8 protein-coding genes are annotated in these 13,193 nt (G+C 38.4%); 7 read left to right on the top strand and 1 reads right to left on the bottom strand.

Annotated features, from left to right (window positions below; translation table 11 throughout):
* The first annotated feature begins 79 nt into the window (after positions 1–79).
* The 4 genes from E6139_RS17020 (at position 80) to E6139_RS17005 (ending at position 8,588) form a co-directional block, all read left to right on the top strand.
* The gene (locus tag E6139_RS17020) at positions 80–1,555 is read left to right on the top strand and encodes a SpaH/EbpB family LPXTG-anchored major pilin (RefSeq protein WP_316404569.1); all 1,476 of its coding nucleotides are present in this window, start codon (positions 80–82) and stop codon (positions 1,553–1,555) included.
* Between the two features lie 804 nt (positions 1,556–2,359).
* Complete coding sequence (locus E6139_RS17015; RefSeq protein ID WP_316404567.1) at positions 2,360–6,235, top strand: vWA domain-containing protein; 3,876 nt, start codon at positions 2,360–2,362, stop codon at positions 6,233–6,235.
* 2 nt (positions 6,236–6,237) lie between these two features.
* Positions 6,238–6,954, top strand: coding sequence for a pilin N-terminal domain-containing protein (locus tag E6139_RS17010; protein WP_316404566.1), 717 nt, complete (start codon positions 6,238–6,240; stop codon positions 6,952–6,954).
* Positions 6,951–8,588, top strand: a complete 1,638-nt coding sequence (locus E6139_RS17005) for a SpaH/EbpB family LPXTG-anchored major pilin (protein WP_316404565.1) — start codon at positions 6,951–6,953, stop codon at positions 8,586–8,588. The genes E6139_RS17010 and E6139_RS17005 overlap by 4 nt, the downstream gene beginning before the upstream one ends.
* 42 nt (positions 8,589–8,630) lie before the next feature.
* Here the strand turns inward: E6139_RS17005 and E6139_RS17000 are convergent, their stop codons facing one another.
* Positions 8,631–10,163, bottom strand: coding sequence for a helix-turn-helix domain-containing protein (locus tag E6139_RS17000; RefSeq protein ID WP_316404564.1), 1,533 nt, complete (start codon positions 10,161–10,163; stop codon positions 8,631–8,633).
* Positions 10,164–10,598: 435 nt separating this feature from the next.
* Between E6139_RS17000 and E6139_RS16995 the strand changes: the two genes are divergently transcribed.
* The 3 genes from E6139_RS16995 to E6139_RS16985 all read left to right on the top strand — a co-directional run bounded on the left by E6139_RS16995 (position 10,599) and on the right by E6139_RS16985 (position 13,108).
* Complete coding sequence (locus E6139_RS16995) at positions 10,599–11,729, top strand: tyrosine-type recombinase/integrase (protein WP_316404562.1); 1,131 nt, start codon at positions 10,599–10,601, stop codon at positions 11,727–11,729.
* Between the two features lie 333 nt (positions 11,730–12,062).
* Positions 12,063–12,767 carry a helix-turn-helix domain-containing protein gene (locus E6139_RS16990; protein ID WP_316404560.1) on the top strand — a complete coding sequence of 235 codons (705 nt, stop codon included), beginning with the start codon at positions 12,063–12,065 and terminating at the stop codon, positions 12,765–12,767.
* A gap of 191 nt (positions 12,768–12,958) precedes the next feature.
* Positions 12,959–13,108 carry a hypothetical protein gene (locus tag E6139_RS16985; RefSeq protein ID WP_316404558.1) on the top strand — a complete coding sequence of 50 codons (150 nt, stop codon included), beginning with the start codon at positions 12,959–12,961 and terminating at the stop codon, positions 13,106–13,108.
* Positions 13,109–13,193: the final 85 nt, after the last annotated feature.

Genomic DNA, 13,193 nt, shown 5'->3' with positions numbered 1-13,193 from the left:
GATTAATTTAAGAAGTTGTCTGTTATTTTTATCGTTATCTCAATTGTTTGAAGTGAACAAGGGAAAAGGAGCACATATCATGAAAAAGCTTGTTAAGCTGATAATGATGCTAGCGATTACCCTTCCATTTTTTTCTTGCGGGGCTGATCGTGTGGAGGCAGGAGAGGCAGATATGATTACCTTCAACCTGCATAAAATTGTTTTTCCGGAGCATGGAATACCAGGGGCTAGTCAGGATGAGGCGAATGAAAATTCTGGATTGAATGGGGTAACCTTCGATGTTTATGATGTGACAGACGATTTTTATCAATTACTCGAGAGGTCAGACGATAAATCGGTCAGAGATGCTCAAGCTGAGCTGCAAGGGATGGATCTTTCAAATCGAAAATTTATTGAGCAGCAGATGACAGCGACGATCAATGAGGAAGAAGGAATTGCGAACTTCAATTTACCTAGAAAATCGGAAGGAAGAGATGCGGTTTATCTTTTCCGCGAGAGTGCTGCACCCAGTGATGTAAAAAGCAAGGCAGCTGATATGGTCGTTGCTTTACCAGTGCTTAATCTGTCTGGAGAACCCGTAGAGGAACCAATTAACTTATATCCAAAAAATGAAATCATTCAGCAGCCCTTCGAAAAAGTGATTGTAGATCAACAACAAAGTTACCAAATGGGTGATGAAATCAACTATGAGTTGACCACTAAACTACCATCCAGCTTATCAATGTACAGCAAGTATTGGATTTCTGATCAAGCCGATAAAAGTCTGACATTTGACGTACGATCCTTAGTGGTACAAATAGCGAACGAGAATTTTACAGGCTATCAAGCTGAAATTTCAGATCACGAATTCAAGCTAGTATTTGATCTAGAAAAATTAAAACCTTATGCTGGCAAAGATCTTAGTATCTCCTATGCCATGATCCTAACAGACAAGAGCAAGGTGGATCTTGAGATTCTCAACAGAGCTGAATTAGAAACGGATTTTGACACGATATCACAAGAAAAGAAACTTAAAACCGGCGGTAAAAAGTTCATCAAGGTTGATGAGGCAGTGAGAGACAAAACGTTATTCGATGCAGCATTCGTCGTTAAAAATTCACAAGGAAAATACCTACAGAAGAAAGACAAAGGGTATTATTGGAGCAATAAAAAGGAAGGTTCGGATTTAGTTAAATTGAGCTCAAATAAAGATGGCTTTTTCGAGATCAAGGGATTGAGATATGGTGACTATTTTTTGGAAGAAATCGAACCACCAGTGGGTTATGTCTTGAGTGAAAAGGCCATCAAATTTGAGGTCTCTGAGAATAGCTATGCATTTTCGGAAGGAATCTTGCAGGTGACAAATCAGAAAAGCGCTGCAATTAGTAAAAAACTAGACGAACCAAGGCCAATGACAATGGAAACAAAAAAGCAGCAGCCTGCAGTAGGGCTACTAAATATTTTGCCGAAAACGAATGACTTAAAAAACTATTTGCTGATGATTATCGGTGGATTCTTATTGATTATTCTTGCAGTCATACTGGCTATCCGTAATCGGAGAAAAAGAAGTAGTTGATCAAAGTGGTGCGGGAATCTCCTTTTCCAATTAATTTCCTTAGTTTAACCTGCCGAATAGTAAGGATTAATTTCCATCCTCTCTCCCCAAACTTTCTGAATCTAAAGAAAATCCCCCAATTTACTTTAGACTCAGAAAGTTTTTTTGTGCTTATATAATATTTGTATCCTCCCCTGGTGACTAAAGGATCTCAAGCTACTTTCTGCTTGAGATTTTTTCGTTCTTTTGGGAAGCAAAGATCAAAAACAGTTTTTTCTATTTAAGATTTTCTAACAAGTAAAAAAACAATTATAAAATGATTTATCTATGATCTAAACTTGCTGTTCAGGCGCATATAAATAACGGTGTTGAAAAATTGTAGGGATGTAAACTACATTTGGTTGGATAACGCTTAAAAAATATATTTTGGATATTGAATATAAATTACTTCCTATTTTTAAGCTATAAAACAACTATATTTCTGAATGAAGAGGCAAAATAATTAAGAAGTTGTTTTTGTGAGAATGCCACAAAAAGGCTTTGGGTAAGTGTTTGTCAGCAAAGTGGAGGGGAGGCTTTTTCGATAAAACCCGTATAATTAACTTAATATTAATTAAATGAATATTCATTTTTTTAATGAATCATAAAACAAAAGAGTCTAATAACGATAGACAGATGTTTTAAGATGTGATAACAGGTAAAAAGTTATCTTTTCTATGTTAATAAATAACGAGAATTAAATTAAAATAAAATTTGTAAATGTTTGTTTTATTTTATAAAATAATAACGCTGACAGAGGTATTTTGGGTGAGAGGAGGTAAAAAAATGGTTAGGGAAAAACTGCAGTTTCTGATTGTGTTAGGAGTCATCTTTTCAAGCCTGGTAGGGTTGCTGGGTGTGAGAACACAGACATTTGCGGAAACAAATACAAAAGTTCTGGTTAATGAGCCATTTCTGAAGATTTCCTATGAAACAGAGCTGACAGAAGATGGGAATATCTTTCAAATCAAAGTAAAACGGGAAGCTGACAGCGAGCAAAAACAAAGTCGCTTAAGATTAAAACTGCTAACTGAAAGCGGTGAAGCAATTGACTATCCTGTGATCAAGGGGATAGAAAAGCAAAATGCTTGGTTGTGTGAAAAAGAATTTACCTCATCAGCAAACTACGAATTACACATTGAGCTTCCTAAGAAAGTAAGAAAACTTCAAATGTTCATCGAACTGAACGAACAAGGCGATAAAAAGCAGGAAAAGAGTGCTGACCAATCAGATGTTGATGTTCTTGGACAAACAGAACCTTTTTGGCTGGAAATAGAAAAAACAGAAAGTACAAAAAGTTTTGAAAAAGCGTCTTCTAGTAGTTCAGTTGATAAGAAAGCTTCAGCTACCGTCAATAGCTTTTCGCTCTATTCTGAACAGAATAGCCAATCACCATTAGCTGGAATAAGTGCAAGAATGTTGCCTCAGGGAAGTTCATATAATAATAAGGAACCAAAATACAAAACAGATAACGGAAAATATCCAGAATATTCTTGGCAGCCGACCGATCAAAAAAATGTGATCAATCACCAAGGTGGAAAAGATAATGTCGCGGCTAATGTTTGGGATGGTCTGCAGAGTTGGGATGCTTCTGCAGATAACTATACAAGTTCATATATCTATTACGGAGTTGGTGAGAAGGAGCTAGGGGATATTGGGTTACGTAAATATGCCACGGAAACAGCTAAGAAAGATGAGTTTAATGTTCGATTAAATGTTCGAGGAGATTCTCTTACCAAACCAGGTGTTGATGTCATGTTCGTGTTGGACAACTCTGCATCAATGATATATAGCAACCCGGAGTCACTTGTTAACGGCAGATTGCGAAAGGATGTTTCAGTAGAATCGCTAGGCAAACTAATTGATCAATTCAAAAAAAATATTCCAGATAACTTGGGCTATCTGAGGCTTGGGAGTGTTATTTTTGGTTCGGACGTAATCAGCACTTCTAATTTATCTGCGCAATACAGCGATTGGGATCAAATGGTGACTAATTACCAAGCGGCTAGTACACAGGGACACCAGACTTACACCCAAGGAGGATTGATTGAAGCACAAAAAAGATTGTTAGCCGATAATAACGGACGACGAAAAGTGATCTTTCTTTTAACAGATGGTTTTCCAAATAGAAGTAGGAAACCGGTAAAAGGAAAAAAGGATCCATCGATCTTTCCTTCGCAAGTGAGAATTACGGAGTATGTTGCCAGTGAACTGGGAGACTCCTTGCAGTCAAATGGTTCTACCTCCCTTTATGTGTTGAATAATCCTCCATGGAGTGATGTGGATAGAAGGTTTACCATTCCTAATATCGAAGGCGGAGCGGCTCTGAAAATTGAATCCCATTTAGATATGGCAAACTCACAAGCGGCAGATATTAGAGAGACTGGTACAGAAATTCAAGCAATCGCCATGGGATACCATAGTGGGACTTTGGAATATCATACTCCTGAAGAGCTGATAAAAGGTCTATATAGGATGACCACTCAAAGAGCAAACACCACAGGTGATTCAGAAAATGATTACTATTTCTACCAAGCACAAGATTTGCAAGGGTTTGAGGACTCTTTCCAAGATTGGTTTCAATCGACCCTTACGACTGTTGAACATGGTGTAATTGAAGACCCATTAGGGGATATGGTGGAGTTAGTCGGAACACCAGTTGTTACAGATGTCTCTCTGAGGAATGGGTTGGGCACAGAGTCTATCAGCACTGATAGGATGGCTGTAGTTGATCATTCAGACTCAAGAAAAGTAAAAGTAACCAATATCAATCTTTATGGGAATCAGGAAATTGAAATAAACTATAAAGTACGCCTGAAAACAGAAGATTCTAGTTTTGTTTCAGGTAAATGGTATCCAGCCAATGGAAAAACAACGTTACACGTTTCACCTGACCGGACAACAGATAAGTTGGATTTTGGTGTTCCTTCGGTTCGAGCGGTGAATGAAGATTTTGTCATTCCAGTAAAAAAAGTCTGGTCAAATGATTCTGAAGATTATTGGCAGAAACGACAAGAAGTCACTGCCGTATTACAAAGGAAAGATGGAAATCAATGGGTGGATGTCCATCAAGTTAATTTGAATTTAGTAAACAACTGGGCTGCGGATTTTCCGGCAGTTGATGGGAGTGCAGATATTGCTTATCGCGTGATTGAGAAGGTTGGTACTAAAGATAAAGTACTGGGATATGCTGCACCAGATTATAGCAAGACAAGCTTCACCTCCAGCAATTTAGGAACGAATGGTATCGTCATCACGAATCGATTGATGACGACGGACTATACGTTTACCAAGTTGAAAGAAGATGGTACAGCATTTAACGGAAACAACAAACCAGAGTTTACGATTGAAGATGCTAATGGGAACCAAATCACAGGTATTAAACCCAGCGATGCTGGAACAGTAAAGATTGAGGGATTACCGATAGGAGAATATAAAGTCAGTGAATCTGTTGTTCCAACCGGCTATAAGAAGATGGCTGATTTTACGATCGTTGTCACGGAAAAGGCGGATGGAACGGGTGTTGTCGCCAAGGTTAATGGCAAAGAGGAAAGCATCACTGTTATCAACGAACTTAAAGAAATCGTTATTCCAGTTGAGAAAAAATGGGTGGATGAACGAAATGGAACGACAGATTTTTGGAAATTGCGGCAAGAAATAACCGCTGTTCTACAGAAAAAGGATGGTGAAAATTGGACCGATCTCCATCAAGTTCCATTGAACGCGGGGAACAGTTGGAAAAATTCTTTTCCGGCGGTGGATAGAGATTCGGCTATTACTTATCGGGTGATTGAGAGAGTTGGAAATAATGAAAAAGTGTCAGGGTTTGAAAAACCAAGTTATAGCCAGACTCCTTTTCAATCAACAACGTTGGATGCAAAAGGAGTGTTCATTACCAATAAATTGCTGACCACTGACTATTCATTTAAGAAAGTAATGGAGAATAATCAACCATTTTTGGGTGATAATTTGCCAAAATTCAAGCTTACAGAAAAAAACAAAAACATTGAAGTTGTTGATAATGTTGCGCCCAATGCAAGTGGGATCGTTGAATTTAAGGATCTGCCAATTGGTACGTATCGAGTAAGTGAAACGTTTGTTCCGGAAGGCTATAAAAAGATGGACGATTTTGAGTTTTCGGTGACAGAAAAGGACGATGGTACAGCAGTCATCGCTGATTCATTGGGTAAAACAGTCGTCAATAAGCTGAATGAGTTCAAGCTGAAAGTCATAAAGACGAATGAGCAAGGGGCTGAAATCGAAGGGGCAACCTTCCGCTTGAGGAGTTCAACCAGTACTTACAATGAAACATTATCATCAGGATCGACCTTTACTTTTACTGGTTTGAAGTCAGACCTCTATTTCTTAAAGGAAGTATCTGCACCAGACAGTTATGTTGGGTTAGAAAAAGAGATTGCTATTGATATTTTTGATAGTGGTCACGCAGCGGTCGAAAGCCATCCTTTAGTATCAAGTACGGTTGAACTGGGTGAAACAGAAAATCTTATCACTGTGAAGGTAAAAAATCGCAGACAATTTGGCGTATTGCCAAAAACCGGGAGCTTTGGAAATCGATACTTTATTCTATTGTCTATTATTTGCTTAATCGTAGGCAGTGGATTAGGTGCAGTCTATTTATATGTTAATAGAAGGAGGGGATAAGTATGAAAAAAATGCAACTTCTTTTCTCGTCCCTTCTCGTCATCTTTATTGGAGTTATTGTGTTACCATGCTCTGTTTTAGCTGAGTTATCTAATGAAAAAGTTGAAGTAGTAATAAATACAAGGCAAAAAGAGGGACAAAAAGTTCAAGGAACCGATAATTTGAATTTTACGATTTATAATTTAACGAATTGGCGTCACTCAAACGTGATGTCTGAAAAAGAAGCAAAGGAATTCTTGCTGGATAAAAATGCCACCAAAGAGGAAATGCAGAACTTTATTCGAACGGAAGGATTAGAGCCGCTAAGTGAAGAAATGCTGCCGGTAAATAGTGAAGGAGAAGCTAGAACCATACTTCCACGCTACCAAGACAGTAAAGATGCGGCTTATCTGATTTTAGCTAATGGAGAAACTGGAAAATTCCGCTTTTTACCAATCGTTCTATTCTTCCCACAGTACTATGTGGATTCAAAGATGGAGGCGTTCAAGGTGATGATTTACGGAAAGTATGCTGAAGAGAAGGAACCGTCAGTATCCACACCGACAACTGGAACAGTTGAGCGGCCAGCGGTTCCAAATATTCCAATGAACACTTCCCAAAAGTCATTGCCGCAAACGAATGACCTTCTAAATCGTTATTCTGTGCTTGGTGGGCTAATTTTTATTCTGGCAATAATGGGTCTGAAAAGGACTCAAAAATATAGGGGGGAAAAATTATGAAAAACAAAGTGAAATGGACAGGGTTGATTACAGCAATTATTTGTCTCGTACCACTATTAACAGGGTTGTTAGGGTTGAGCGAGAATGCTGCGGCAGCGGAAGATACGGTAGCAGTAACATTGCATAAAAAGAAAATGGATGAATTTCCAAACAAAGAGATTGCGAATACCGGTAAGGAAATGAACGAGTTTAGTCATTATGAAGGTCTGCCAGGTGTTACTTTTACAGCGTGGGATATCACCGAAGACTTTTATAGTCAGTTGGCGCTTACAGGTAACGAATCAGATGCTGAAGTAAAAACAAAAACCGAGAATTTGATGAAAACATTTGTGTTGAATACGACAAAAGCGACCAGCAAAGGAACTGCAACCACTAATAGCAGCGGCGATGCAACATTCAGTGCATTAGCTAAACGAGCAGCTGGCGGAGTTTATACGGTGTACTATTTTGAAGAAACACTTCCTACAGGCTATACGGAATATTCAAATCCAACAATTCTAGTACTGCCTGCGATGGATGGCACAACAGAATTAGACACGATTCATCTATATCCAAAGAACAAAATCGATGACAAAGAAAAACCTGAAAAAATCTTAGTGGATGATGAAGGAAATAAGTTACCTGATGTTCCAACAGGAGAAACCTTCTATATGTTTGAAGTTGGGCAACTGATCAACTATAAAGCTTCATTCACCTTCCCAAGTCAAATCGGGGAAATTTTAACGGATAATGGCGCAGAACAAACACGCTACAGCAAATTCGCATTTGTCGATCAGCTATCGAAAACAGGTGTAAAATTTGAAGGTATTTCAAAAATCGTTGTCGGCGGTGTTGAATTGACTGGGGCTGAGTTAACCACATTTTATAATTACATGACTATGACGCCTAAAAACACTGACAGCCCTTATTCAGATTACGCTGGTTTTACCTTGGCCGCGAACTTGAATGCTGAAACAAGTGTCACCAATGCCACGGAATATGCAAAATCTAAAGCAACGGCTGAGTACTTGAAGCAATTTGCTGGTAAGAAATTAGAAGTAACTTACGGCGTCCGAATGACAGAATTCACAGCCGTCGATCAAGAAATCAACAATAACTTAGTTGTTGAGATGACTCGTGATGGGAATACTGAAGATAATCGGAGTATTGTTACGCCTCCTCCAGGTTTTGGAACCGGGGGTCACAAATTCTTGAAGCATGAGGTCAACAAAGAAAATCAAACCTTAGCAGGAGCGGAATTCATCGTAGTTCGTGATAATAAAGGAACAGAAGAATATCTGAAACAAACTATGAAAGGCGGCACGCCTATCTGGGTAACTGATTTATCTGATGCTAAGAAATTCACTACTTTAGCCGATGGAAAAATCGAAGTAACAGGTTTAGAAAAAGGCAGCTATTTCTTGAGAGAAACCAAAGCGCCAAATGGCTTCGTGAAGCTAAAAGATGATGTACCGTTTGAAATCAAGAATGGATCGTATGCAGATTCAACAACGCTGAAGGTTCCTAATGCTTCACAAGGTGGTTTCTTGCCGTCAACTGGTGGAAAGGGGATTATCGCCTTCCTAGTAGTTGGATTGGGATTGATGCTGATCGCAATCACTAAATACCGCAACGTTAGAGAACAAGCAGTTTAAAACGAAAAAAGGTGTCGTATCGATGAGTGATACGACACCTTTTTATTTCAGCAGTTCTCTTAACTCCAGCTTTTCGATATACTTCGTCAAAATTTCATTGATCTTTGTGATATCCGAAAGACCAATTTGGGGTTGAAACGTGTAAACGGGAATTCCTCGATAGGGACTATCTTCACTATTTTGAATGATTGAAGAGAAGACCATATCGAATTTCTGATCCTCGACTCGATCGACTTCGATAAAAGAAAGAAAACGGACATTGAAGAAATTTTGGAAAATCTGTTCCAGCTTTTGGGCTAGGATATATTCCAATGCCATCGTCAGATTGGTATCGATCTTAACAATGATCTCCGGTTCAAATTTGGTAAAAATATTGATCGCGGAGAAAGCTTCGCAATATCGCGGCAAGAGAAATTCTTCGTTCTGTAATACCGATGAATCAGATTGTTCCCGCATTTTTTTAAGGATATCTTCCATGTAACTGTATAAATGAGGGTATTTTGTCTGATAGAAAACCAAAAGATCGTAACCAGATGCGACAGAAATGAAACTTTTAAAGAAGGTCGCGTGTAAAAACGTCGATAAAATGATCGCGTGACAGAGTTTTAAATTCAGTTCTTCCTTTACGGGTGTGTACATGATATTGGTCTCATCTGTAAAGAGCGTGTAAAGCTGATAGATTGGTGTATCCAATTGGCGATGCAATTGAATCACTTCCTGCAGATTGTCTTTTCTAATATAGAACTGTGCCCGGCATTGGAACAGTAGTCCAATGTAATCGATCTCGTGATCCGATAGGAAAAACTCTTTTTGAAAGTCCTGATAAAAGGCTGAACGTGGAAATAACTGACGTTGATTGATCTCACGAACATAAGCAGGGATATCTTCAGTGCTGATAGGGTGTTTCGAGTGGAAACGAGAGACATTCAGAGCAAACATGTAAGAAAATTCCAGAGACAAGGTATTTTTCTTGGCCAGGTCATAATTTTTTAGCGCGTATTTGACGTAGTCACCAATTTTCTTTTGATCCACCTTCGTAAACGGCCAAGTGACACCTGTATAGAAGATCCAGAAGAATTGATAACCTAAGTAGCGGATATTGATTTCCTTCCCAGTGATTTTCAGCAGCTTCGTACTGTATTTCAAGGATAAATGATAGGGTGTGATAGCGTCATTAATTTGTAAAACCTTGCGTCTCAGTGTACTTTCGCTGACAAAGTAATTATTGAGAATATCAGAAGTGTTCACTTGACTGTTAAGAAATAATTCCTGCAGCAGATTGAAAATCAAGGATTGCTTCAAAATATAGAGCGAGAGTTTTTTATACTCAAGTTCTTCTCCCTTGAAAAGGAATCCCTTTCCTTTGACGGATTTGATCGTTGCAGAAGCTTCATTTAAAAGCGCCATTTGAACAAGATCTTCTTTCAACTCTTCCATATATTTAACGACATTCTTCTCACCTATCTCCGTTTTGAAACACAGTGTCGGTAGTTTTACCCAATCCCCTGCCTGATAGACAATATCCAATAAGGAGAGCTTGTTTTTAATCGTTACTTCAAATAATTCATAATCCAAAAGACTTCCCCCCTGTCTTTAATCTCCATAACTTAATTATAACATCTAGAGAGTCAACCCCTGATTTTTACGTCTTCAGTGTTTCAATCTTTACCGAATCAACCCGCCAAACCTGAAATATTTGATCGGATTTATTTGCTATACTTTTGCCAATGAAAAAAACCTCTTTTTTCTGATTAGATTAACTAACGAGAAAAAATGAGGTTTAGATTATATTTTAAATATATTATTTATTTTCAAGTTAATTATATTAACAAAAAAGGTGAAGGTCAAACGCAAAAAACTTTTATAATATTAAGAAAAAGAATATCCGGCGGGAAAATCGCTATAATTCTTAAGAAACTATTTTGGAGTATTGGCAGAAACCTTGATATCAAGGTGTTTCTTCCCTAAATAAATAAGCCGTCAAAATCACCGTCAGAAAGGAAGAAAAAATTGTCCCGCAAAGGAGAAAATATATACAAACGAAAAGATGGACGCTGGGAGGGACGTTATATTAAATCTCGGGATTTGAACAATAAGATTTCTTATGGTTATATCTATGGAAAAAATTATCGAGAAGTAAAGGAACGTTTATTAATTATAAAAGCGAAGCATCTTGAAACAGCATTGATTCGTAGTCCCAAAAGTAACGAAACGTTAGAAAAATGGATTCGGGAATGCATGACCACAAAAACTAAAAAAGAGGTTAAGCCCTCTACCTACGCCAACTATTCTCGCTTATTGGTTAATCACGTTTTTCCAGCATTAGGAACCATCCAGATCGGAAAATTGACTAATGAGAATGTTCAGATGTTCATCGATATGCTTAGTTTTAAGGGCCTGTCTGTTGGAACAATCCATCTGATCTATACGGTTTTAAACTGTCAGTTAAAGCTGGCTGTCGAAGAAGGCTGTCTGTTGAAAAATCCCGCAGAAAACGTATCATTACCGAAAAAAACAAAGCGGCGAGTCCATGCTTTAACGATTCAGCAGCAAAAAGAGATGGAAAAACTCTTTATGGAGTCATCGACAGGGGTTCCGATCATTCTCGCACTTTATACGGGTATGCGGATCGGCGAAATTTGCGGGCTGAAATGGACAGATGTAGATTTTGCCGAGCGAATCATCTATGTTCGACGGACGATCGTGCGGATTCCAGACGAAAACTCCCATACACATAGAACCCAGCTCATTGAAGAACGACCAAAAACAGAAGAGTCGAATCGAATGATCCCAATGGCAGCGAAACTATACGACTATTTGTATCAGCTAAGTTCGACCAGCAAATCTGCGTATGTGGTCAACTACCATGGCAGACGCGTTGAACCAAGAACCGTCAATTATCGCTATAAAAAGGTCCTTGCTGGTACAGGGCTAGAAGACTATCATTTCCATGCCTTGCGCCACACATTCGCTACAAGATGTGTTGAAAATGGTGTCGATATTGCCAGTGTCAGCCGCTTATTAGGTCACTCATCAATCAAGATGACCTTGGATACATATACCGATTCCATGATGGAGAAACGGCGAGAAGCGGTTCATAAGCTGGATTACCTTTTCGAAAACAACTACGCGGCAAGCTAAAAAAGCTCACGACGAGCTTTTTTATTTGGAGTTATAAGCCGTCAGTAGCAGCGTCACGTTCAATCGTTGATACTGGATTCTCAAGCATAGCCAAGATTTCTTCTTATTAGTTAATCTAATAGGAAATAAAACCGTCTAAGTTAGTTATTATAGTGAAGATTTAAAAAAAAACAATAAAAATGAATGCGGTCTTGATAGAAATAAAGAATGAGATTAAAGGGGGATTTCGAAAGTCTTTTAAATATTTTCGTTATTTTTTTAAGAGAAGATGAGCACGTTGTCAAGAATACCGCAGATTAGCCGCAAAGTATTAAAAAGAAAGAAGTGATAGGGATGAAACCATTTTTGATTTTAACGAAAAACATACTATTTGAACAAAAACTGCAAAATCAATTGCAATGCCTAGGTTATGAGGTGTATTGTTCAAAAGTTGTTTTCGAGAAACTGCTTTATAAACTGGATGTAGATCAGATTGATGAAAAGTTTATTGCAGTCATTATTAGTGAAACGATCAGTGATAAGGAAGCCCAACAATTATTCCTAAAGCTGAACAAAACAGACTATTTCTTCCGGAAAACATCCTTTGAACCAGATGAAGAGGCGCAGGAAATGATCAAGGAAATCGGCTTTTGCGGTTGGATCAGCGATAGTCAGTCAATTGATCGCTTAAGAGAATACTTAGAGACCCATTTGGCTAGCGCGAATAAAAAAGAGAAGCAGCCGAAGCTGATCTTCAATCAAAATGGAGAATTAAAACAAGAAGAATTACGTGCGATCTTACGTATACTCTCCAAAAAAGAAATGGCCTTTTTCGAAAAGTTGATTCAGTCAAATGGTGAAATGGTTTCTAGAGCGGAAATGTCTCACGCGATCTGGGGAACTGACCCAAACAGCTCGCAGCTGGCTCAAATGTCTATCCTAGCGAAGCGAATCAGATGGAAGCTCAAAGAGATGGGGATCGAGGAAGAATTAGTTGAGACGATCTGGGGGAAAGGTTATCGCTTAAACCAAAGCCATGTCGGTGATGAGGCGGTTTGAATCGAGGAGTGAAACAAGAACGGGAATATAAATAGTAATTTATATAGTTAAGTTATTAAGTTATATAGTCTGGCTCACAGGAGTTCTCTGTGAGTCTTTTTTGACTACTAGTAGTCACAGAAAAAGTTTTCATGTATCATAAAAATTAATGATAAATTGATTAAAATGGTGAAGAGAAAGGAAGGTTGTCCATGAAATTCAAATGTATCGTCGTTTTTTCAGTGAAGGATTACAATAAGAACAAAGAGAGAGATGGTTATCTGCCGCAAAATGGCACTGTCATCAATGCCTTTGTAGGTTCAAACGGCGTAAACTGTGTAGCGGTAGGCTACGATCGCTAGCCATAATCAGTGAACAGCCTGTTATGGGCTGTTTTTTACTGTAATTATTTACTGTCTTCAACAATTTCATAGCTGGTGGTAGACT

The organism is Enterococcus sp. (genome assembly GCF_032555305.1).
Classification (GTDB): domain Bacteria; phylum Bacillota; class Bacilli; order Lactobacillales; family Enterococcaceae; genus Enterococcus_A.
This window is presented reverse-complemented; position numbering and strand designations above follow the sequence as displayed.

What these genes read in the sequence shown, in the direction of transcription:
- E6139_RS17010 (WP_316404566.1), top strand. Translation starts at nt 6,238, where the DNA reads ATGAAAAAAATGCAACTTCTTTTCTCGTCCCTTCTCGTCATCTTTATT.
- E6139_RS16985 (WP_316404558.1), top strand. Translation starts at nt 12,959, where the DNA reads ATGAAATTCAAATGTATCGTCGTTTTTTCAGTGAAGGATTACAATAAG.
- E6139_RS17005 (WP_316404565.1), top strand. Translation starts at nt 6,951, where the DNA reads ATGAAAAACAAAGTGAAATGGACAGGGTTGATTACAGCAATTATTTGT.
- E6139_RS16990 (WP_316404560.1), top strand. Translation starts at nt 12,063, where the DNA reads ATGAAACCATTTTTGATTTTAACGAAAAACATACTATTTGAACAAAAA.
- E6139_RS17015 (WP_316404567.1), top strand. Translation starts at nt 2,360, where the DNA reads ATGGTTAGGGAAAAACTGCAGTTTCTGATTGTGTTAGGAGTCATCTTT.
- E6139_RS17020 (WP_316404569.1), top strand. Translation starts at nt 80, where the DNA reads ATGAAAAAGCTTGTTAAGCTGATAATGATGCTAGCGATTACCCTTCCA.